Origin of the sequence: Citrobacter sp. TBCP-5362, assembly GCF_005406305.1 — a bacterium.
In the GTDB taxonomy this organism is placed as follows: Bacteria; Pseudomonadota; Gammaproteobacteria; order Enterobacterales; family Enterobacteriaceae; genus Citrobacter_B; species Citrobacter_B koseri.
Window position 1 is genome coordinate 2080977 of the sequence record NZ_CP040234.1, and the last position, 21196, is coordinate 2102172.

General features: G+C 53.2%; 22 protein-coding genes and 1 riboswitch. Of the genes, 7 read left to right on the top strand and 15 right to left on the bottom strand.

Annotation, left to right across the window (positions count from 1 at the left end; all coding sequences use genetic code 11):
- Window positions 1-81: 81 nt before the first annotated feature.
- Window positions 82-1173, bottom strand: a complete 1092-nt coding sequence (ychF, locus tag FD428_RS09955) for a redox-regulated ATPase YchF (RefSeq protein WP_012132142.1) — start codon at window positions 1171-1173, stop codon at window positions 82-84.
- 116 nt (window positions 1174-1289) lie between these two features.
- Window positions 1290-1874 carry an aminoacyl-tRNA hydrolase gene (pth, locus tag FD428_RS09960; RefSeq protein WP_114847843.1) on the bottom strand — a complete coding sequence of 195 codons (585 nt, stop codon included), beginning with the start codon at window positions 1872-1874 and terminating at the stop codon, window positions 1290-1292.
- Between the two features lie 275 nt (window positions 1875-2149).
- Here pth and ychH point away from each other — a divergent pair, with 275 nt between their 5' ends.
- Window positions 2150-2428 (top strand): stress-induced protein YchH, encoded by a 279-nt coding sequence (gene ychH, locus FD428_RS09965; RefSeq protein ID WP_012132144.1) that lies wholly within the window; start codon window positions 2150-2152, stop codon window positions 2426-2428.
- A gap of 51 nt (window positions 2429-2479) precedes the next feature.
- On the opposite strand, the gene FD428_RS09970 is transcribed toward ychH, so the two are convergent.
- From FD428_RS09970 to lolB, 12 genes are all read right to left on the bottom strand, one after another.
- On the bottom strand, window positions 2480-3298 hold the full coding sequence (locus FD428_RS09970) for a cytochrome c1 (protein ID WP_114847844.1): 819 nt from the start codon (window positions 3296-3298) through the stop codon (window positions 2480-2482).
- A 5-nt stretch (window positions 3299-3303) separates the two neighbouring features.
- Complete coding sequence (locus tag FD428_RS09975; protein ID WP_114847845.1) at window positions 3304-4476, bottom strand: cytochrome b N-terminal domain-containing protein; 1173 nt, start codon at window positions 4474-4476, stop codon at window positions 3304-3306.
- A 1-nt stretch (window position 4477) separates the two neighbouring features.
- On the bottom strand, window positions 4478-5029 hold the full coding sequence (gene petA / locus FD428_RS09980) for a ubiquinol-cytochrome c reductase iron-sulfur subunit (protein WP_012132147.1): 552 nt from the start codon (window positions 5027-5029) through the stop codon (window positions 4478-4480).
- Between the two features lie 31 nt (window positions 5030-5060).
- Entirely contained in the window at window positions 5061-5501 is a 441-nt protein-coding gene (locus tag FD428_RS09985; protein WP_012132148.1) for a pseudoazurin, read from the bottom strand.
- Window positions 5502-5519: 18 nt separating this feature from the next.
- Window positions 5520-6341, bottom strand: a complete 822-nt coding sequence (locus tag FD428_RS09990) for an ABC transporter ATP-binding protein (RefSeq protein WP_114847846.1) — start codon at window positions 6339-6341, stop codon at window positions 5520-5522.
- Window positions 6338-7402, bottom strand: coding sequence for an iron ABC transporter permease (locus FD428_RS09995; RefSeq protein ID WP_024130289.1), 1065 nt, complete (start codon window positions 7400-7402; stop codon window positions 6338-6340). Before FD428_RS09995 ends, FD428_RS09990 begins: the two co-directional genes overlap by 4 nt.
- 66 nt (window positions 7403-7468) lie before the next feature.
- The gene (locus FD428_RS10000; protein WP_024130290.1) at window positions 7469-8518 is read right to left on the bottom strand and encodes an ABC transporter substrate-binding protein; all 1050 of its coding nucleotides are present in this window, start codon (window positions 8516-8518) and stop codon (window positions 7469-7471) included.
- Window positions 8519-8716: 198 nt separating this feature from the next.
- Window positions 8717-8943: riboswitch (cobalamin riboswitch) on the bottom strand.
- A gap of 200 nt (window positions 8944-9143) precedes the next feature.
- The gene (locus FD428_RS10005; RefSeq protein ID WP_110494184.1) at window positions 9144-9704 is read right to left on the bottom strand and encodes a GNAT family N-acetyltransferase; all 561 of its coding nucleotides are present in this window, start codon (window positions 9702-9704) and stop codon (window positions 9144-9146) included.
- A 113-nt stretch (window positions 9705-9817) separates the two neighbouring features.
- Window positions 9818-11497: a C4-dicarboxylic acid transporter DauA gene (gene dauA / locus FD428_RS10010; RefSeq protein ID WP_114847847.1), complete on the bottom strand. Its 1680-nt coding sequence runs from the start codon at window positions 11495-11497 to the stop codon at window positions 9818-9820.
- A gap of 124 nt (window positions 11498-11621) precedes the next feature.
- The gene (prs, locus tag FD428_RS10015; RefSeq protein ID WP_001518537.1) at window positions 11622-12569 is read right to left on the bottom strand and encodes a ribose-phosphate diphosphokinase; all 948 of its coding nucleotides are present in this window, start codon (window positions 12567-12569) and stop codon (window positions 11622-11624) included.
- A gap of 150 nt (window positions 12570-12719) precedes the next feature.
- On the bottom strand, window positions 12720-13571 hold the full coding sequence (gene ispE, locus FD428_RS10020; protein WP_012132155.1) for a 4-(cytidine 5'-diphospho)-2-C-methyl-D-erythritol kinase: 852 nt from the start codon (window positions 13569-13571) through the stop codon (window positions 12720-12722).
- On the bottom strand, window positions 13568-14191 hold the full coding sequence (gene lolB / locus FD428_RS10025) for a lipoprotein insertase outer membrane protein LolB (protein WP_047463422.1): 624 nt from the start codon (window positions 14189-14191) through the stop codon (window positions 13568-13570). The genes ispE and lolB overlap by 4 nt, the downstream gene beginning before the upstream one ends.
- Window positions 14192-14453: 262 nt before the next feature.
- On the opposite strand from lolB, the gene hemA reads away from it, so the two are divergent.
- From hemA to kdsA, 6 genes are read left to right on the top strand one after another with little or no spacing between them, the layout of a single operon-like run.
- A complete protein-coding gene (hemA, locus tag FD428_RS10030; protein ID WP_012132157.1) occupies window positions 14454-15710 on the top strand; it encodes a glutamyl-tRNA reductase in 1257 nt (418 codons plus the stop codon).
- Between the two features lie 40 nt (window positions 15711-15750).
- Window positions 15751-16833, top strand: coding sequence for a peptide chain release factor 1 (gene prfA, locus FD428_RS10035; protein WP_012132158.1), 1083 nt, complete (start codon window positions 15751-15753; stop codon window positions 16831-16833).
- Window positions 16833-17666 (top strand): peptide chain release factor N(5)-glutamine methyltransferase, encoded by an 834-nt coding sequence (gene prmC, locus FD428_RS10040; protein ID WP_114847848.1) that lies wholly within the window; start codon window positions 16833-16835, stop codon window positions 17664-17666. Before prfA ends, prmC begins: the two co-directional genes overlap by 1 nt.
- On the top strand, window positions 17663-18055 hold the full coding sequence (gene sirB2 / locus FD428_RS10045) for an invasion regulator SirB2 (protein ID WP_047463430.1): 393 nt from the start codon (window positions 17663-17665) through the stop codon (window positions 18053-18055). Before prmC ends, sirB2 begins: the two co-directional genes overlap by 4 nt.
- Window positions 18056-18058: 3 nt before the next feature.
- Complete coding sequence (gene sirB1, locus FD428_RS10050; protein ID WP_012132161.1) at window positions 18059-18868, top strand: invasion regulator SirB1; 810 nt, start codon at window positions 18059-18061, stop codon at window positions 18866-18868.
- Window positions 18869-18903: 35 nt separating this feature from the next.
- Window positions 18904-19758, top strand: a complete 855-nt coding sequence (gene kdsA, locus FD428_RS10055) for a 3-deoxy-8-phosphooctulonate synthase (protein ID WP_012132162.1) — start codon at window positions 18904-18906, stop codon at window positions 19756-19758.
- A 105-nt stretch (window positions 19759-19863) separates the two neighbouring features.
- On the opposite strand, the gene chaA is transcribed toward kdsA, so the two are convergent.
- The gene (chaA, locus tag FD428_RS10060; protein ID WP_012132163.1) at window positions 19864-20964 is read right to left on the bottom strand and encodes a sodium-potassium/proton antiporter ChaA; all 1101 of its coding nucleotides are present in this window, start codon (window positions 20962-20964) and stop codon (window positions 19864-19866) included.
- Window positions 20965-21196 lie beyond the last annotated feature (232 nt).

A 21196-nucleotide genomic window follows, 5' to 3' on the forward strand; every position in this document is an offset into this window, starting at 1 on the left:
ATCCACGCAACTGCGTGGATTTTATAGGGTTTGTTAATTTTCATGAGATTCAGCGAAATCTCACGAGACAACAAATTTTATTTAGACGTTGAACAAGAAGTTCATCACATCGCCGTCTTTAACGATGTAGTCTTTGCCTTCCGCACGCATCTTACCGGCTTCTTTCGCGCCTTGTTCACCTTTGTACGTGATGAAATCGTCGAAAGCGATAGTCTGCGCACGAATAAAGCCTTTCTCAAAATCGGTGTGAATTTTACCCGCAGCCTGCGGTGCGGTTGCGCCGACAGGAATCGTCCATGCGCGTACTTCTTTCACGCCAGCGGTAAAATAAGTTTGCAGATTCAGCAGCTTGTAGCCAGCGCGAATTACGCGGTTGAGACCCGGTTCTTCAATACCCAGCTCAGCCATAAACTCGTCACGGTCAGCATCGTCGAGTTCTGCGATGTCGGCCTCGATAGCGGCACAAACCGGAACCACGACAGAGCCTTCTGCATCGGCAATGGCGCGAACCTGATCCAGGTACGGGTTATTTTCGAAGCCATCTTCGTTGACGTTAGCGATATACATGGTCGGCTTCAGCGTCAGGAAGCTCAGATAGCGGATCGCCGCTTTATCTTCGTCTGTCAGATCCAGTGAGCGCAGCATGCCGGCGTTTTCCAGGTGCGGCAGACATTTTTCCAGCGCGGCCAGCTCAGCTTTCGCGTCTTTATCGCCGCCTTTGGCTTTCTTCTGCACGCGGTGAATGGCGCGTTCACAGGTATCAAGGTCGGACAGCGCCAGCTCGGTGTTGATAACGTCAATATCTTCCGCCGGGTTTACTTTCCCCGCAACGTGGATGATGTTGTCGTTTTCAAAGCAGCGTACTACGTGACCAATCGCTTCGGTTTCACGGATGTTTGTCAGGAACTGGTTACCCAGGCCTTCGCCTTTCGACGCGCCTTTTACCAGACCGGCAATGTCGACGAACTCCATAGTGGTAGGGAGAATGCGCTGCGGCTTGACAATCTCAGCCAGTTTGTCCAGACGCGGATCGGGCATCGGCACTACACCGGTATTTGGCTCGATGGTGCAGAACGGGAAGTTTGCCGCTTCAATACCGGCTTTAGTCAGGGCGTTGAACAGGGTGGATTTCCCGACGTTGGGCAAACCAACGATACCGCATTTGAATCCCATGATTTAAATCACCTTAATATCTTGATAATCAACCTGTTGCAGAAAACAGATTGTAGAAAAGTAAACAACTTTGCCTATTATACACATCGCGCGGCAAAAATGCCGCACATCACTGCTTATTGTGCTTTAAAGGCATGTAATCGGTTCGTCGCTTTGGTTAACCCGTCTTTGAACCAGACTTCAGTACAACGTGCCGCTTCGTCAATGGCGTCGTCAATTAACTTTTGTTCTGACACCGGCGGTTTACCCAGAACAAAACCGACAACTTTATTTTTATCGCCCGGATGACCAATTCCGACACGTAAGCGATGAAAGTTAGGGTTATTACCCAGTTTGTTGATGATGTCTTTCAGTCCATTATGACCACCGTGTCCGCCGCCTAACTTAAATTTCGCGACGCCAGGGGGGAGATCCAGTTCGTCGTGGGCAACCAGAATCTCATCGGGCATGATGCGGTAAAAACTGGCCATCGCACCGACGGCTTTACCGCTCAGATTCATAAACGTGGTCGGCACCAGCAGGCGAACATCTTCCCCTTCGAGGGTCACTCTGGAGGTGTAACCGAAGAATTTCGGCTCTTCACGCAGAGGCGCGCGTAGTCGCTCTGCCAGTAAATCGACGTACCATGCGCCCGCATTATGGCGTGTCGCCGCGTATTCTGCGCCGGGGTTCGCCAGGCCGACAATCAATTTAATCGTCACGTTTTTTGTCCTGAGTGTGTCCATAACTGGCGCGTAGTTTACTGTCTGCGGCCGCGCTTGACAAAAAACAGCGTGGATTGCGCCGGAAGCTGAATAATTGCCTGTTTGAACTATTGGAAAGTCAAGCTGTTCAGAGGGTTATTTGTAAAGTTTTGTTGAATAACAGGTTGTAATTGTGATCGCCCACGCACTCATAAAGCACAGTGTTGTCTATACTTTACACATAAGGATTAGGGGTATTCCCTGAAACAACCCAAAAGTTCCGGAGGTGACATATGAAACGCAAAAACGCTTCGTTACTCGGTAACGTGCTCATGGGGTTGGGGTTAGTGGTCATGGTGGTTGGTGTTGGTTATTCTATTTTAAACCAGTTACCGCAGTTTAACCTGCCACAATTTTTTGCACATGGTGCGGTGCTGAGCATCTTTGTCGGTGCCATTCTCTGGCTGGCAGGCGCCCGTGTAGGTGGACATGAACAGGTGAGCGATCGTTACTGGTGGGTTCGCCACTACGACAAACGCTGCCGCCGTAACGACAATCGCCGTCACAGCTAAGGTATCGCGTCGGTTTAAGACCAGTCAGCGTTGAACTGACTGGTCATTGTCTTAACCATTCTCACTCGTTTTTTCTGACGAGCGTTTCTTTAATCGGCGCAAAATCAGCAGCAATGCCAGCATAATGACCAGATAACTCATTACGTAATGGCCCTGATGCTTTCGCTGTTCAAGCGCCGGATCGGCAGCCCATGCCAGAAAAGCCGTAACGTCCCGCGCGTACTGCTCTTCGGTTTCTGGTATATCGTCCTTTTCTGACCAGTTGATCTCCCCATCAGACAACGGCTTCGGCATGTTAATTATGCCGCCGGGAGCGTATCGGTTTGCCTTCATTTCCGGGTCGTCAGGCAGATAACCTGTCAACAAGGCATAGACGTAATCCGCCCCCTGATCGGTATAGGGCAAGAAGGCATCGAACAGAAATTGCGGGAACCCCCGGTCGTACGTTCTGGCGCGAACGATATAGGTTAAATCGACGGGAAGGGCGCCATTATTAAGATATCTTGCTTCCTGATCGTTAAGGTAGGGCGAGACAAACGTATCATTGAGATTGCCTTCCCGCTCGCCAGTTTGACCATCATCCTGAATGTCGGGAAAGACGTAGCCGCTGGCAAGACGCTTTGCCTCTGTGAGCGAGAGTTCGGGCCCGCCTGGCTTTGTCAGGGTGCGAAAATTAAGATGAACCATCCCGTGGCAGGCGCGGCATTTCTCTTCGTAGACCTGTAAACCGCGCCGCAGTTGTTCTTTATCATAGTGGCCCGTTATGCCGCTAAAACTCCACGCCTGGCGAGGTGGCGTCTCTTGCGCACAGACAGCGCTGGCACCCAGAATGCACAGCCATAAAACGCTATATCTTACTAATCCCTTCATGGCGGTTAATCCTGCTTTTCCAGAAAACGTCGGCAGGGCAGTACGATGACAAACCATCCGAAGTAAACCAGCGTTGAAAGTTGCGATGCCGCGCGTATCCAGCCCTCTTCATTACTGAAACCGTCAGGCAGGTCGGGGCCGACCAGCGCTTTTGAACCCAGCCATCCTAAAAAGAATGCATTAGCAACCCAGAGCCAAAAACCACATTTAACGAGCTTGCTGTAATTGCGAAAGCGGGCGCGTGAAGTGTCGAGCCAGGGGAGAAAATAAAAAATCAGCACTGAAGCACACATGGCGGCTATCCCGAGAAGTTCGTTTGGGAAGCAGCGCAAAATGGAAAAGAACGGCAAAAAATACCACTCAGGCGCCACGACAGCGGGCGTTACGGTGGGATCTGCCGGGATAAAATTGTCGGCGCTGCTGAGATAGTGCGGGGCAAAGAATAAAAACCAGGCGAACAACATCATGAAAAGAGTGAGCTTGATGGCATCACTGTCGGTGATTTTATAATCGAAAAACAGTTTCCGGGACTCGCTCTGCGTAAATGTCTTTTTCATTGCCTGCGCAAATGCGGACTGTACGGTGCGGATATGCCATATCGTTCCCCCGACAATGACGAAGGGAATAATAAAATGAAGCACATAAAACCGGCCTAATGTGGGTGTTCCTGGAGCATACCCGCCGACTAAAAACGAATACAACGTATCTCCCACCCACGGGATCGCACGAGTGAATCCGGTAATAACGGTGGCGGCCCAGTAGCTTTTTTGCCCCCAAATCAGGCTATATCCCAGAAATGCGGTGATCATCAGTAACACGTATAACGTCACGCTTATCATCCACATTTTGAGATAAGGCTTTCGGTACACGTTGTAATACATGGCGCGGAAGATGTGCAGGTAACAGGCGAAGAAAAATAGCGATGCGCCAATAGAATGCGCGTTGCGCACCAGTTCGCCGTGTCTCACGGATCGCATAATATGAATGATTGAATCAAAGGCCAACCCTTCCGTGGGTACATAAAACATCGCCAGAACGAGACCAGAAAGGATTTGTACTCCGAGCATCACCAGCAGAATGATCCCGACGGCAAAAAACCAGACGCCTGCGACCGTACGAGGGAAGGGAATACGCCACACTCGTTCTCGTCGGGGTACGGATAGATGTTCTGCCGCCATTTCAGACTTCCTTCGCGCCGATACGCACCGTCAGGCCATCGGGATGAAACGCGTAATCGGGGATTGCGAGATTTGCCGTAGCGGGCCCCCGCGTGACGCGCCCTGAAGTGTCAAACTCCGAGCCATGACAAGGGCATACCCAGCCTTGCCCACCGGGTTTGGCATTGGGCACACAGCCTGCGTGGGGGCAGTAACCTTGAATGACCAGCCACTGCGGATACTCTGTCTTGATACGTTCGCCGTCAGCCTGCGGATCGATAAAACGATGGACATCCGCCTGCTGCGCTGAGCGAATTTCCTCCGGGGTACGGTGATGAATAAGGATAAGTTTTCCCTGCCAGACTCTTTTCACCGTCTGGCCGACGGCAACTCCGGCGAGAGAGACATCGACAGGTTCGTTTTCCGCTACGGTTTTATCATCCGGCCCCAGTGCGGAGATGAGCGGCCAGACGGCGGCGGTGACACCCGCAGCCCCGACAAATTTTGTGAGTTTACACAGGCATTCTCGCCGCTGTACCTGAACATCTTCATTGCCCTGTTTTTTATCCGCCACCGTGCGCCCCCACCATTTTCGCGTATCTGGATTACTGTTTCTCAATGCGTGTATAAATGTCCTGGAAACGCTTATCCGCGATCCCCGGCGCCTTAAAGGTTCGATAGCTGTCAGGCAGGGTTGCATCACCCACTTTAATGAGCATCACCATCCCTTGCGCGTAATGCGGGGTGCATTTAATACCGTAAAATCCTGGTTTGTCGTACTTGACCTCAATTTCCTCATCAATCTTGCCGACAAATCCGGGGTAGCCTGCTGGCGAAAGCTCTGCGATTGACGCAGCGTTATGGCTCTTATGCTTGCGAATAAACTTCACGGTGTCGCCTGGCTGAATCGCCAGATAATCAGGTTCATATACCATCGGGCCGCCCGCGCCTCTGTTTTTCATCAGCACTTCGTGGGTCTGAGCGAAAGCCGTGGTGGTCAGCGCTAACAGACATAACATGCTCAGGCTTTGCTTAATCAATTTCATGGGTTCTCCCTTAGGTGTTTATTCCGGTCGTTGGTAGCGGATGAAGCAGCTCAATCCATCCGGCGCCTGCTCAACGATGGCATTAATGCCAAACCACTGGCTGAGGTTTTCAGGCGTAAAAATGGTTGCAGGGCTGCCCTGCATCGCCAGTTGACCCGCTTTCATTACGAGAATGCGGTCGCAGAACATGGCGGCATGGTTCAGGTCGTGCAGAGCCGCAATGACGGTGAGCTTCTGGCGTTTCACCAGATTAAGCAGACCTATCTGATGTTGAATGTCGAGATGGTTCGTGGGTTCATCCATCAGCAGCACTTTCGGTTGCTGCGCCAGGGCCCGGGCGATATGCAGACGCTGTTTTTCCCCGCCAGAAAAGGTATTCCAGCAGCGATTTTGTACGCGCTGTAGATCTACCTTCTCCAGCATGGTCTGGACAATATCGTCATCTTGTTTAGACCAGGGCGAGAGCAGACTCAACCACGGGGTGCGCCCCAGAGAGACAGCCTGCAATGCGGTGAGACGTTCACTGGTTTCCGCTTGTTGTTCCACCAGCGCCACTTTTTGCGCTAAATGGCGGCGTGAGTAATGGCGAATATTTTTATTCTCCAGCGTTACGCTGCCTGACGAGGGTTTCAGTAAACCGGCAAGCAATGAGATCAGTGATGTTTTGCCTGAGCCATTGGGGCCGATAATGCCGACAAACTCACCGGGAGCGACGTGAAAAGAGACGTCGCTGACGATGGCTTTGCCTTTTACTTCCCAGTGCAGTTGCTGCGCCTGCACCAGGCTTCGGACTGTTGCAGAAGGATAGCGTGGAGCGGCGAGAGCAGAATTTACCGTCATTTTGTCTGGTTTCCTCTGATCAAAATGATGGAAAACGCAGGTGCGCCTACAAGCGCCGTAATCACCCCGATGGGTAACACCTGCCCGGGAAGTAATGTTCTGGAGATTACGTCGGCGATAATGAGAAAAATGGCGCCGATCATGGCGCTGACCGGCAGCAATCGATGGTGTTGATTACCCACCAGCAGGCGGGCGGCATGAGGGATCACCAGGCCAACAAAACCAATCGCCCCGACAATGGAGACCATAATTGCCGTCATCCCGGTAACGGCGGCAATCAGGACTCCGCGCGTGCGTTTTACCGGGATGCCAAGTGACGCTGCGGACTCTGCGCCAAACGAAAACGCATCCAGATGACGGGCGTAACAAAAACATAACGCCACACCGACCAGCGCGGTAGGGACGGCCAAAACGACATCTGGCCAGCGAACGCCGCTCAGATTGCCCAGCAGCCAGAACATAATCCCACGGGCCTGTTCCGCATTCGCTGAGCGAGTGATGATTAGCGAGGTGAGGGCATTAAACAACTGTGAACTGGCGATCCCGGCCAGGATGATTTGTGTGGTGGCGCTTCCCTGTCTCCCCCCGGCGGCGATCGCCAGTAACGCCACGAAAAGAAAAGCCGTTAACGCCCCAATAAAAGCCCCGAGCGACATGCTGACGATCCCAGCGCCAAGCCCTGTTAAGGCGATCAGAACAGCGCCGGTCGAGGCGCCGGCAGAGATCCCCAGTAGATAAGGCTCTGCCAGCGCGTTTCGTAGCAATGACTGCAATACGACGCCGGAAACCGCCAGACATGCGCCACAACAGGCAGAAACCAACGCCCGCGTCAGGCGATAGTTCCAGATAATGCCCGCATCCAGCGCATCAACGGCATAGCGCGTATCAAAGAACTGGTTAGAAAGCGTATGGATGACATGCTGCCAGGGGATAAACGTCTCGCCAATGGAGATCCCCGCCAGTAGAACGCAGCACATCAGCACGCTGACCCAAAGGGCGTGTCCCCCGATTCTTATCGTTAACTGGCCGACAGCGCGACGCGTCCTGCGAGTTTCGCTCATCATCTACCTGCAATCCTGAATACCAGAGGCGCGCTATGCCCGGTAAGACATAGCGCGACATAAAGATTATTGAGCCGTTTTCGGATGAGCCAGACCGTATTCAACCAACGCATCTGCGAGTTTTTCGACGCCATCTATCGTTCTGATGCCGGCGTTCATTGTTTGTACATCCACCACCGGCAGATGGTTCTCCTTCACGGCGGGGATGAGTTTAGTCACGGGGTCGGACTTGAGATATTCCAGTTTGACCTGCCAGTCATCTGCCGGGAAACGACGACGGCTCATTTCACCGAGAACAATGACGGACGGGCTGGCTTTCGCGATGGTTTCCCAGCCAACGGTTGGCCACTCTTCAGCAGAATCAATCACATTTTTCACCCCCAGCGTCTGGGCGATCCATGCGGCAGGGCCAAATTTCCCGGCCACATAGGGGTCCAGTTGCAGATCGGCGCTGGAAAACCAGAATACGGCGGAGACGTTTTTATCCATTCCGGCAATTTTGTCTTTGGCGGCAGCTTCACGGGCTTTCAGACTGGCGATCAATTCATCACCTTTGTCCTGCACGTCAAAAATTTTCGCCAGATCGGAGACTTCCTGATAAACCATAGCAATATCAAACATGCCTTTACGTACACCGTCTCCACCGTCTTCGTTGTCTTTAGCGCAGTCCGCAGGCGCGGTATATACCGGCACGTTCAACTCGCTAAACTGCTCGTAAGAGGCGACGGTTCCGGCAGGCCCAATTTGCCATTCAAACTGACTGGCGACCAAATCCGGTTTTTTGGCAATAATGCCTTCAAAGCTGGGGATGTTCTGCGCAATCACGGCCACTTTTTCATTTGCCGCTTTGTAAGCATCCGGGACGGGGCCGAACCACAGCGATGTGCCGACAACGCGCTCGGCCAGCCCCAGGGAATAAAGAATTTCAGTGCTGTTTTGCCCGACCGTGGCAACGCGTTCCGGGGCTTTATTGAAGGTAATATCACGGCCGCAGTTTTTAATCGTCAACGGATAGACTGTTTTTGCCGCATGAGTCAATCCTGATGTGAATAATAACGCTGCGCCAGCCACAGCCAGAAGGTATTTTTTATGAGGTAAAGTAAAGTCTGCGTACATTGTTATCGTCCTGTACATGCCAGAATCTGAACGTCTGGTCATGGTTTATTTGGTTCCATATATCGGGACAGGTACATGACGATAGATGACATTGAATGATGAAATTATGAGAATGCAAAATCTCAGCAGGAATAGGCTCATCAATTCATAATGGTATTTATGCCAAATAAATCATCCCATGGACCATCCCGTCCACTCAATGCGTACAACCCTGACAGCAGGTCTCCTGGCTCGCGGTAATCAGAATATCGGCCTTCCCATAAAGCAAATCTTTACAGTGACCGGTGGTTACAATAACCACACGCAGATATTCGGTATCCGCCTACAGTTGCGGGGGCAGCTATGGAATGAGATTAAAATAATCCGCACCATATTCCTTTCAAAACAACGGCTGTGTTATGAATACTGTCACTGGCGACTGTATCGGCAATCAATAACCTCGTCAACCGTATGAAAAAATAGCAAAAACATCATACTTTATGGCGATTTTTATATTAATTAATTTAAATTCAAATGGTTGTGTTTTTGTTGGGGTGGTGATTATTGCAACCGCAAGTAATAACGGAAAGGCAAATGAGAATTGATTGACGTTGATCAATTAATCGCGATGAGAAAGAAGGCGTTATTATAAACAGTGAATGTTATCAATATTATTGCTGGTAACAATATATTTACACGGTTTTTCCATATGCACGATCTGCCACTCGTCGCCCACATCCATGAAGACGTTAAACAGATTTCGCCGCCAGAATTGATACCCGCCGGGTAAAAAATGATGGGTGTGCAAATATAATATTTTATAGTGTTGCTGCTCGCAAAATTGTTCAGCCAGCGAGACCAGTTGGCTGCCAATACCTTGCCTGCGATAATGCTGATCGACATAGCAGCGACAAATCTCAGCTGTCTCCGGTAAATTATAACGACCGTGCAACATCTCTATTCTGTCATCGTACTGACATATCGCCAGCGTTCCAATTATCTGCTGTTGTTCATTCCAGACGCCGAACAATTGGTTTCTTTCCCGCTCAAGATAATTTCCCCGGAGGTCGAATACGTCGTCACTCGCAGTGGGTAATGCTCTGCCGGCATTAAAATAAAGATTAAGATGCCGAATAATAAAGGACTGTACGGCAGGAATATCGTCCCGCGTTATTTCACGAAAAACAAACGGAGAGGTTGGTTTCATATCGGTTATCGCTAACAAATATCAGGAAAACGATAATAACAAGCCAGACGCAGAAAACCAGTTTTCAACAAGAAAACTTGCCGGTCTGTTGAGGTACAGACCGGCAGCCGGAATTAGATATCCGTCAGTGCGGCATCTTTGTTCGGGAAGAATGCCAGACGACCCGGAATGGGTTTGATACCGGCGCGGGCCATGGTGCGCAGCGGCTGGAATTCCACGTTACTGACGCGCAGTTCACAGCCTTCCGGCAAACGCTTCACAAAGCGCTGGAAGGCGTCCAGACCACCGGCATCCAGCACCGGAACGGCGTCCCACTTCAGCACCACGATGCGTTTACCCTCAATGCGTGATTCGAGGTCGGTAAATAACCCTTCCGCGGCGGCGAAAAAGAGCGGCCCGATAACGCGTAATACCAGCACATCATCGGGAACCGTGATGTTTACCGCCGCGAGGCGCGTCATACGGGCAATACGGCGCATAAACAGCAGGGAAGCCAGGACAATCCCGACGCTGATCGCAATCACCATATCGAAGAGCACCGTCAGCGACATACACATCATCATCACGATGATGTCGTCTTTGGGCGCATGTCGCAGTAAATCGACCACCTTATGGGCTTCACTCATGTTCCACGCAACCATCAGCAGCAGCGCGGCCATGGCGGAAAGCGGCAGCCATGACAACAGGGGAGCCAGCGCGAGGAGGGCGAGGATGACCAGAATTGCGTGGATAACGGCGGAAATGGGCGAGGTCGCGCCTGCGCGCACGTTTGCCGCAGAACGGGCGATCGCCGCCGTCGCGGTGATCCCGCCAAAGAACGGCGCCACGATATTCCCCAGCCCCTGGCCGATCAGTTCGCTGTTTGCTTTGTGTTTGGTGCCCGTCATGCCGTCGAGCACGACCGCGCACAGCAGGGATTCAATCGCCCCCAGCATCGCCATCGAGAAAGCGGCTGGCAATAACGCCCGCAATGAATCCCAGCTTAGCGTGAAATCTGAATCCGGGAGATTCCACGGCAGCACCAGCTGCGGCAGCAGCTGAGGAATGCCGTTGCCCTGCGAACCATCGGCCAACACATAGTGGAACTGTGAACCAATCGTCGCCACATGGCCACCCAGCAGATTAACCACGGCCATAACGGCGCAGCCCGCCAGCAGCGCCGGAAGATGGCCCGGCAGACGAATCCCCAGACGCGGCCAGAAAATCAGCATACCGAGCGTCACCACGCCAATAGCGGCATCGCCCGGATTAATGGTCGGCAACGCCATAACCAGCGCCCCGACTTTTTGTAGGTAATGCTCCGGCACATGGGCCATTTGCAGACCGAGGAAATCTTTAATCTGCATTGTCCCGATGGTGATGCCGATCCCTGATGTAAAACCTAACGTGACCGATACGGGAATGTATTCGATCAGGCGGCCAAAACGCGCGAGGCCGAAGAGGATCAGGAACATCCCGGACATGAGGGTGGCGACCAGCAGGCCTGCCAGCCCAAATTGTTGCGATACCGGGTAGAGAATAACGACAAATGCGGCGGTCGGGCCGGAGACGCTGAAGCGTGACCCGCCGGTTAAGGCAATAACAATTCCCGCCACAGCGGACGTATAAAGACCGTACTGCGGTGCAACACCACTGCCAATTGCCAGCGCCATCGCCAGCGGGATAGCGATGATCCCGACGGTTACCCCGGCAATCACATCACGGGTGAACCGTGAGGCGGTATATTTTTCTTTCCAGCAAGCGTCGATGAGGGCGCGGAAAGGCATCACATGTGAGGAAAATATTCTGTTCACAATAATGTTTCATCCATGAGCGCATCATCTGTCAACTAAATGGCAGGTGAAGGAGGCATTGGTCATACAAATAAGAGTTACAGACAAAAAAACCCGCCGCAGCGGGTTTTTTAGCCGGGTTCGATTAGTGTTCGAACATAGCTGAAATGGATTCTTCGTTGCTGATACGACGAATCGCTTCGGCCAGCATACCCGACAGTGTCAACGTGCGCACGTTCGGCAGTGCTTTAATTTCGTCGGTCAGTGGAATGGTGTCACAGACAACGACTTCATCAATCACCGAATTGCGCAGGTTGTTTGCCGCATTGCCTGAGAAAATCGGGTGAGTCGCGTAGGCGAATACGCGTTTGGCACCACGTTCTTTCAGTGCTTCTGCTGCTTTGCACAGCGTACCACCGGTATCGATCATATCATCAACCAGTACGCAGTCGCGGCCGGCAACGTCACCGATGATGTGCATCACCTGAGAAACGTTAGCGCGCGGACGACGTTTGTCGATGATCGCCATATCGGTATCGTTCAGCAGCTTAGCGATAGCGCGGGCACGCACAACGCCACCGATATCTGGAGAAACCACAATCGGGTTATCCAGGTTCAGTTGCAGCATATCTTCTAACAGAATTGGGCTACCGAATACGTTATCAACCGGAACGTCAAAGAAGCCCTGGATCTGTTCAGCATGCAGGTCAACGGTGAGAACGCGGTCAACGCCAACGCTGGACAGGAAGTCAGCGACGACTTTTGCGGTAATCGGTACACGAGCGGAACGTACACGACGGTCCTGACGCGCATAGCCAAAGTAAGGGATAACGGCGGTGATACGGCCTGCGGAAGCACGGCGCAGCGCATCGACCATAACAACCAATTCCATCAGGTTGTCGTTAGTAGGGGCACAAGTGGACTGGATGATGAAAATATCACCACCGCGTACATTTTCGTTAATTTGTACGCTGACTTCGCCGTCGCTAAAGCGACCTACAGCGGCGTCGCCGAGAGAAGTGTACAGGCGGTTGGCAATACGTTGTGCTAGTTCCGGGGTGGCGTTACCAGCAAAAAGCTTCATATCAGGCACGAGAAGAACCTCAGGCATGCGTCCATTGGTGGATAGAATCTGCCGAAAACTGTGCGGGCCAGGCAATATCCTATCCAGGCGGTGTATTAAAGAGCGCGATGCAACGTCTGGAACAGGGTGACGTTGTCACCGAAACTCAGCTTGCCCGGCTTAAAGCATGGCTTTTTGCAATGGAGAGAGGTTGACACCCTTCGCCACAAACGCATTGAGCCATTCCGGGGCTTGCTTAAGCACCTGACGAGCAGCGGATTCTGTATCGAATTCAGCAAAGACACAGGCCCCTGTACCAGTCAGGCGCGACGGCGCGTATTCTAACAGCCAGGAAAGCGCCGCATCAACCTCGCGAAAACGTTTTCTTGCGATAACCTCGCAATCATTGCCGAATTCACATTTTAATAACGTTTCTATTGACCTTTTTGGCGTGTTGCGCGGTAATTCGGGGTCCTTGAAAATAACCGGCGTGGGGATGCTTACCCCTGGGTGGGCAACCAGATACCACTTCTCCGGCGGGTCTACCGGCGTCAGGATTTCACCCACGCCCTCGGCGAAGGCCGCATGTCCACGGACAAACACCGGGACGTCCGCGCCCAGCGTTAAGCCTGTTTCCGCCAGTTCATCGACCGATAATCCGCACTGCCAGAGATGATTCAGCGCCACCAGAACGGTCGCCGCATTGGACGAGCCGCCACCCAGACCGCCGCCCATGGGCAAACGTTTCTCGATGCTGATATCCGCGCCGCTGCCTGCGGGCAAACGCCCGTGGGCGGACGCTGTCTTCATCAGCAACCGCGCCGCGCGGACGATCAGATTGTCGTCATTTTCGACGCCCTCGACAGGCGTCAAAAGATGAATTTCGCCGTCGCCGCGCGGCGTAATGCCGATTGTGTCGCCGTAATCAAGAAACTGGAACAGCGTTTGCAATGTGTGATAACCGTCCGCACGCTGTCCGGTGATGTATAAAAACAGATTCAGTTTTGCCGGAGATGGCCAGTGGGTCATCATTTTACAATCCAGTTATCCATCTTCAGTTTGATGCGCTGACCGCCGTCAGAGAGTTCCATATTTGCCGGCATGGCGGGCTGCGTTTTACTGTCGTATCCGCTGTATACCACTTTCCAGTTTTTACCGTCCTGGCGGTAGTTCACTTCGCTCAGGCGGTACTGGTCGTCGAGGGTGTAATCGGTGGCGTCGCCCGGCAGACCGAGAATCCACTGGCGTAAGCTGTTAAGCGGAATGGGCATCCCGGTCAGCTTGCCGATCATCTCTTCGGCGTCGTCGGCGGTGTAACGCTGCCCTTTATTATCGACCAGTTGCACATTGCCCGGCTGGGCGTTCAGCTCCAGTTCGGTACTGCCCAGCGGATTGGTCAACAGCAGACGGTAGCGATCCTGACCGGTTTGCTGCCAGAAGAAGCGGGCATACACTTTCTGATCGTCGGAGATATAAGCAAACGCGCCACGCGTCTGATACTGATTCAACTTGCGCACGTCCTGCTGATGCTGACGCCACTGAGGGGAGTCGGGACTTTTGCCAGGACCTTTCGGCGCATTGATCGTACAGGCGGTGAGGACCAGGCTAGCCAGCGGGAGCAGGCGGATCAGGCGAAAATCAGGCAGGGTCATAGTGATGACGAATCCTTGTAATACGGTGCGATAATTGCCTGATGGCGCTATGCTTATCAGGCCGACAAACTGAACCCGTCGGTTGGTTGCAGTTATAACCCTTAATGCTAGCGCTGACCGGGTACATCGTCTACGTTCACGTTATCTTAATTTAAACAGTAAGCTATTACTCCAAAAGGAGGCTGTCTCTTTTATTGACCACGAGCATCCTGTATGATGCACCCAGTCTAACCTTATCAACGCTGGTACTATTCCCGCACACATGACCCTTTTAGCGCTCGGTATTAACCATAAAACGGCACCTGTATCGCTGCGAGAACGCGTAACGTTTTCGCCAGATACGCTCGATCAGGCGTTGGACAGCCTGCTTGCGCAGCCGATGGTGCAGGGCGGCGTGGTGTTGTCGACGTGCAACCGTACGGAGCTGTATCTCAGCGTTGAAGAACAGGATAACCTGCAAGAGGCGCTGATTCGTTGGTTATGTGATTACCATAATCTCAATGAAGACGACCTGCGCAATAGCCTCTACTGGCACCAGGACAACGACGCCGTCAGCCACCTGATGCGCGTCGCCAGCGGGCTGGACTCGCTGGTACTGGGCGAACCGCAAATTCTCGGTCAGGTGAAAAAAGCGTTTGCGGATTCGCAAAAAGGCCATCTGCATGCCAGCGCGCTGGAACGCATGTTCCAGAAATCGTTTTCCGTCGCCAAACGCGTACGCACCGAAACAGACATCGGCGCCAGCGCCGTGTCCGTTGCTTTTGCCGCCTGTACGCTGGCGCGTCAAATTTTCGAATCCCTCTCCACGGTGACGGTGTTGCTGGTCGGGGCGGGTGAAACCATTGAACTGGTCGCGCGCCATCTGCGTGAACATAAAGTACAGAAAATGATCATCGCCAACCGCACCCGCGAACGCGCGCAAGTGCTGGCGGATGAAGTGGGAGCCGAGGTTATTTCGTTGAGCGACATCGACGAACGTCTGCGGGAAGCCGATATTATTATCAGCTCAACCGCCAGTCCGCTGCCGATTATCGGCAAAGGGATGGTAGAGCGCGCATTAAAAAGCCGTCGTAACCAGCCGATGCTGTTGGTGGACATTGCCGTGCCGCGCGACGTGGAGCCGGAAGTCGGGAAACTGGCGAATGCCTATCTGTACAGCGTTGATGACCTGCAAAGCATCATTTCGCATAACCTGGCGCAGCGTAAAGCGGCGGCAGTGGAAGCCGAAACGATTGTCGCGCAGGAAGCCAGCGAATTTATGGCCTGGCTGCGCTCGCAAAGCGCCAGCGAGACCATCCGCGAATACCGTAGTCAATCAGAGCACGTACGCGATGAACTGACAGTTAAAGCGTTGGCAGCCCTTGAACAGGGCGGCGACGCGCAAGCCATTTTGCAGGATCTGGCGTGGAAACTGACCAACCGCCTGATCCATGCGCCAACTAAATCTCTTCAACAGGCCGCCCGTGACGGGGATGACGAACGCCTGAATATTCTGCGCGACAGCCTCGGGCTGGAGTAGCAGCACACCAATCTATTTTTTACAGGGTGCATTTACGCCTATGAAGCCTTCTATCGTTGCCAAACTGGAAGCCCTGCACGAACGCCATGAAGAAGTTCAGGCGCTGTTGGGTGATGCGGGAACCATCGCAGACCAGGAACGCTTTCGCGCGCTGTCGCGTGAGTATGCGCAATTAAGCGATGTTTCTCGCTGTTTTACGGACTGGCAACAGGTTCAGGATGATATCGAAACGGCACAGATGATGCTCGACGATCCTGAAATGCGCGAGATGGCGCAGGATGAACTGCGCGAAGCCAAAGAAAAAGGTGAACAACTGGAGCAACAGTTGCAGGTTCTGCTGCTGCCAAAAGATCCCGATGACGAACGTAACGCTTTCCTCGAAGTGCGCGCCGGAACAGGCGGCGATGAAGCCGCGCTGTTCGCAGGCGATCTGTTCCGCATGTACAGCCGTTACGCTGAAGCGCGTCGCTGGCGAGTAGAGATCATGAGCGCCAGTGAAGGCGAGCATGGCGGCTATAAAGAGATCATCGCCAAAATCAGCGGCGATGGCGTTTACGGGCGACTCAAGTTTGAGTCCGGCGGCCATCGCGTTCAGCGCGTCCCGGCGACCGAATCGCAGGGGCGTATCCACACATCCGCCTGTACCGTCGCCGTTATGCCGGAACTGCCGGAGGCCGAACTGCCGGATATTAACCCGGCTGATTTACGTATCGACACCTTCCGCTCTTCGGGCGCGGGCGGTCAGCACGTTAACACCACCGACTCCGCAATTCGTATTACGCACTTGCCGACCGGTATCGTGGTGGAGTGCCAGGACGAACGTTCACAGCATAAAAACAAAGCGAAGGCGCTGTCGGTGCTGGGCGCGCGCATCCACGCCGCAGAAACGGCGAAGCGTCAGCAGGCTGAAGCCTCAACCCGGCGTAACCTGTTAGGCAGCGGCGACCGCAGCGATCGCAACCGTACCTATAACTTCCCGCAGGGTCGCGTGACGGATCATCGTATTAACCTGACCCTCTACCGTCTGGATGAGGCGATGGAGGGGAAACTGGACATGCTCATTGAACCGATTGTTCAGGAACATCAGGCCGACCAACTGGCGGCGTTGTCCGAGCAGGAATAATGGATTACCAGCACTGGTTGCGTGAGGCGATAAGCCGCTTACAGGAGAGTGAAAGCCCCCGACGTGATGCCGAGATTTTGCTGGGCCACGTTACCGGTAAGGCGCGCACCTTTATTCTGGCATTTGGCGAAACGGCGCTGACCGACACGCAGCGTGAGCAACTGGCGCAGTTGCTGGCGCGTCGTCAGCGCGGCGAACCGGTCGCACACCTGACTGGCATGCGCGAGTTCTGGTCACTGCCGCTGTTTGTCTCGCCCGCTACGCTGATTCCGCGCCCGGACACCGAATGTCTGGTCGAGCAGGCGCTGGCGCGTCTGCCTGATTCGCCGTGTCGGATTCTCGACCTCGGCACCGGAACCGGCGCGATTGCGCTGGCGCTGGCGACAGAGCGACCGGACTGCGAAGTTACGGCGGTAGACCGTATGCCGGACGCCGTGGCGCTGGCTGGCCGTAATGCGCAACATCTGGCGATTCACAATGTTCGCATACTGCAAAGCGACTGGTTCGCGGCGTTGCCGGGGCAGCAATTTGACATGATCGTCAGCAACCCTCCATATATTGATGCGCATGACCCCCATCTCGCGCAGGGCGATGTGCGTTTTGAACCGCTGTCGGCGCTGGTCGCAGACGATAACGGCATGGCGGATATCATGCACATTATCGCGCAGGCGCGCCATGCGCTGGTGCCGGGGGGGTATCTGTTGCTGGAGCACGGCTGGCAGCAAGGGGCGGCGGTCAGAACCGCGTTGGCGCAGGCGGGGTACGTTCAGGTTGAGACCTGCCGTGATTATGGCGACAACGAACGAATCACGCTTGGGCGGATCGCGCCATGAATACATTTACGCTGCTGCTGGGCGTCCATCTGACCAGCGTTACGCTTTCCGTTAGCCTGTTCGTGCTGCGTTTCTGGTGGCGCTATACCCGCCATGCGCTGGCATCCGCACGCTGGACGCGGGTTGTCCCGCCGATTATTGACACCGTTTTGCTGCTTAGCGGAGCGGGGTTGATCATAAAAACGCACATCCTGCCATTCACCGAACAGGGGACATGGCTGACTGAGAAGTTGTTTGGCGTTATCATCTACATCGTTTTGGGTTTTATTGCGCTTGATTATCGTCAGGCGCGCAGTCAGCAGGCGCGCGTTATCGCCTTCCCGCTGGCGCTGGTGGTGCTGTACATCATCATTAAACTCGCCACCACAAAAATACCGTTACTGGGGTAAGTCATGAGGTCGTTAGCTGATTTCGAATTTAATAAAGCGCCACTGTGCGATGGGATGATCCTGGCATCGGAATCGATCCGCCTGGATTTTCCGACGCAAGCGGTCTATGACGAACTGGAACGTCTGGCCAGTCTGGCGCATGAAGAAATTAGCCAGCTCCTGTCTCAGGATGAGCAACTGGAAAAATTGCTGGCACTTTTTTATGGCGAGTGGGGGTTCAGAGATACCCACGGCGTCTACCGTCTTTCTGATGCATTGTGGCTCGATCAGGTTCTGAAAAACCGCCAGGGGAGCGCGGTATCGTTAGGCGCAATCTTATTGTGGCTGGCTCACCGGCTGGGTCTCCCATTGGTGCCGGTCATTTTCCCGACCCAGTTGATTCTGCGTATTGAATCGCTGGAGGGGGAAATGTGGCTGATCAACCCATTTAACGGCGAAACGCTCGATGAGCATACGCTGGAAGTCTGGCTGAAGGGCAATATTAGCCCGGTCGCTGAGCTGTTTAACGAAGATCTGGATGAGGCGGATAACGCTGAGGTCATTCGCAAGTTGCTGGATACGCTGAAATCTTCCTTGATGGAAGAGCGGCAAATGGAACTGGCGTTGCGCGCCAGCGAAGCGTTACTGCAATTTAACCCGGAAGACCCTTACGAGATCCGCGACCGGGGCCTGATTTATGCGCAACTGGAGTGTGAACATGTTGCGTTGACGGATTTAAGTTATTTTGTTGAACAGTGTCCAGAAGACCCGATCAGCGAAATGATTCGTGCGCAGATTAATACCATTGCGCACAAGCAAATTGTTTTGCATTAATTAATCGACATTTTACCCATGGTTAAGGCGATCTTATGAAACAAAAAGTGGTTAGCATTGGCGACATCAACGTGGCAAATGACCTGCCATTCGTGCTGTTTGGCGGTATGAACGTGCTGGAATCACGCGATCTGGCGATGCGTATCTGTGAACACTACGTAACCGTGACCCAGAAGCTGGGTATTCCTTATGTGTTCAAAGCCTCTTTTGATAAAGCCAACCGTTCTTCTATTCACTCTTACCGTGGCCCGGGTCTGGAAGAAGGGATGAAGATTTTCCAGGAACTGAAACAAACGTTTGGTGTGAAAGTGATCACCGACGTTCATGAAGCCAGTCAGGCGCAGCCTGTCGCCGACGTGGTGGATGTCATTCAGCTTCCGGCATTCCTCGCTCGCCAGACCGACCTGGTGGAAGCGATGGCAAAAACCGGCGCGGTCATTAACGTGAAAAAACCGCAGTTCGTCAGCCCTGGTCAGATGGGCAATATCGTGGACAAATTCCACGAAGGCGGCAACGATAAAGTGATCCTGTGCGATCGCGGTGCGAACTTCGGCTACGACAACCTGGTTGTTGATATGCTGGGCTTTAGCGTGATGAAGAAAGTTTCCGGTAACTCGCCTGTTATTTTCGACGTCACCCATGCGTTGCAGTGCCGCGACCCGTTTGGCGCCGCGTCTGGCGGTCGTCGCGCGCAGGTTACCGAACTGGCGCGCGCCGGTATGGCGGTAGGTCTGGCCGGTCTGTTCATTGAAGCGCACCCGGACCCGGAGCATGCGAAATGTGATGGTCCGTCCGCGCTGCCGTTAGCGAAGCTGGAACCGTTCCTGAAGCAAATTAAAGCGATTGACGATCTGGTGAAAAGCTTCGGCGAGCTGGATACCGAACACTAAGCGGGGATGATGTGTGCCGGATGGCGTCTGACGCCGTATCCGGCCTACAATAAACGCGGTTTCGTAAGCCCGGTAAGCGTAAGCGCTACCGGGCTTTTTTGTCCGTCAGGCAAAAATGGTCATCAGGTAAGCGATAAACAGAGCCAGATGCGCCGCGCCGTTCAACACATTGGTTCGCCCGGTCGAGAAGGAAATGTGGCACAGCACCAGCGAGGCCACCATTACCACCATCTCCGGGGCGCCCAAACCGAAGAGCAGGTCATTTCCGGTAGCCCATGCAATCAGCGTCACCACCGGTACGGTCAGGGAGATGGTTGCCAGTACCGAACCAAAGAACAGGTTCATGGCTCGCTGTACCTGGTTATTCAACACCGCTTTCAGCGCGCCCAGCCCTTCAGGGGAGAGGATCAGCAAGGCCACGAGGAAACCGGTAAATGCCACTGGCGCATTCAGTTCGGTTAACAGCGTCTCCAGCGGATTGGCGTTCATTTTCGTCACGGCGATAACGGCAATCAGATGTACGATCAGCCATACAGCGTGCCAGATGTTGCTGTGCGCGGACGGTTTGCCGTGGTGCGGGTCATCGTCATCACTTTCATCTTCATGCTCGTAAACGAATAAACTCTGGTGCGTTTTCGTCTGAATCAGCAGGAAAACGCCGTACATCGCGGCGGAAATAAGCGCCACTAACAGCGCCTGAGCCGTAGTAAAATTAGCCCCTGGCAGCGCCATAGGGAAGACCAGTACGATAATCGCCAGCGGAAACAGGGCAATTAAATACTGTTTAATGCCAAACAGGTTCATATATTGTGTGGCGAATTTACGACCGCCAAGCAGCAGAGAAAAACCGACCAGTCCGCCAGTTACAATCATGATGATTGAATAGAGCGTATCGCGCATCAGCGTTGGCGCGGCGTCGCCGGTGGCCATCAATGCGGAAATTAAACTCACTTCCAGAATAACGACAGAAAGACTTAAGATCAGGGAACCGTAGGGTTCGCCGAGTCGGTGCGCTAATACATCCGCATGGCGGACAACGCTGAAAGCGCTGCTTAAAATACCAATAAGGGCAAGTATATTAATACCGATGACCACTGGTAGTGACTGACTGCTTCCCCATAAGAACAGCACCACCAGTGCCAGAACCGGGAAAATAAGCGAGGTCTCCTTGTGGCGGGTTTTCACCGCCTCATGTGCGTGTGTCATTATGATTCTCCATCTCCGCAGGTGTTTTTAATTATAAATGTATTAAAGATTGTAAAAAATAACAGAAATCGCGGCTTCATCATTGTGTTTTTACGTAATTTTACGGCATGGGCTATTTTTCCCCGCAGAGTGAATAAAAAAGTACGTCTTGTTTAGAGAGTATATGAATAACAGTGGGTTAGTGACAAATAAAAAGTAAAATAGCACCCGACTGGCGAGACAAAACATTGTT

Excerpts from the sequence above, each read along its gene's own strand:
- FD428_RS09970 (WP_114847844.1), bottom strand. The coding sequence starts at position 3,298 with ATGAAGGGATTAGTAAGATATAGCGTTTTATGGCTGTGCATTCTGGGT.
- ispE (WP_012132155.1), bottom strand. The coding sequence starts at position 13,571 with ATGATGACCCACTGGCCATCTCCGGCAAAACTGAATCTGTTTTTATAC.
- hemA (WP_012132157.1), top strand. The coding sequence starts at position 14,454 with ATGACCCTTTTAGCGCTCGGTATTAACCATAAAACGGCACCTGTATCG.
- FD428_RS09975 (WP_114847845.1), bottom strand. The coding sequence starts at position 4,476 with ATGGCGGCAGAACATCTATCCGTACCCCGACGAGAACGAGTGTGGCGT.
- sirB2 (WP_047463430.1), top strand. The coding sequence starts at position 17,663 with ATGAATACATTTACGCTGCTGCTGGGCGTCCATCTGACCAGCGTTACG.
- ychF (WP_012132142.1), bottom strand. The coding sequence starts at position 1,173 with ATGGGATTCAAATGCGGTATCGTTGGTTTGCCCAACGTCGGGAAATCC.
- chaA (WP_012132163.1), bottom strand. The coding sequence starts at position 20,964 with ATGACACACGCACATGAGGCGGTGAAAACCCGCCACAAGGAGACCTCG.
- FD428_RS09985 (WP_012132148.1), bottom strand. The coding sequence starts at position 5,501 with ATGAAATTGATTAAGCAAAGCCTGAGCATGTTATGTCTGTTAGCGCTG.
- FD428_RS10000 (WP_024130290.1), bottom strand. The coding sequence starts at position 8,518 with ATGTACGCAGACTTTACTTTACCTCATAAAAAATACCTTCTGGCTGTG.
- kdsA (WP_012132162.1), top strand. The coding sequence starts at position 18,904 with ATGAAACAAAAAGTGGTTAGCATTGGCGACATCAACGTGGCAAATGAC.
- FD428_RS09995 (WP_024130289.1), bottom strand. The coding sequence starts at position 7,402 with ATGAGCGAAACTCGCAGGACGCGTCGCGCTGTCGGCCAGTTAACGATA.
- prfA (WP_012132158.1), top strand. The coding sequence starts at position 15,751 with ATGAAGCCTTCTATCGTTGCCAAACTGGAAGCCCTGCACGAACGCCAT.
- FD428_RS10005 (WP_110494184.1), bottom strand. The coding sequence starts at position 9,704 with ATGAAACCAACCTCTCCGTTTGTTTTTCGTGAAATAACGCGGGACGAT.
- lolB (WP_047463422.1), bottom strand. The coding sequence starts at position 14,191 with ATGACCCTGCCTGATTTTCGCCTGATCCGCCTGCTCCCGCTGGCTAGC.
- sirB1 (WP_012132161.1), top strand. The coding sequence starts at position 18,059 with ATGAGGTCGTTAGCTGATTTCGAATTTAATAAAGCGCCACTGTGCGAT.
- ychH (WP_012132144.1), top strand. The coding sequence starts at position 2,150 with ATGAAACGCAAAAACGCTTCGTTACTCGGTAACGTGCTCATGGGGTTG.
- FD428_RS09990 (WP_114847846.1), bottom strand. The coding sequence starts at position 6,341 with ATGACGGTAAATTCTGCTCTCGCCGCTCCACGCTATCCTTCTGCAACA.
- prmC (WP_114847848.1), top strand. The coding sequence starts at position 16,833 with ATGGATTACCAGCACTGGTTGCGTGAGGCGATAAGCCGCTTACAGGAG.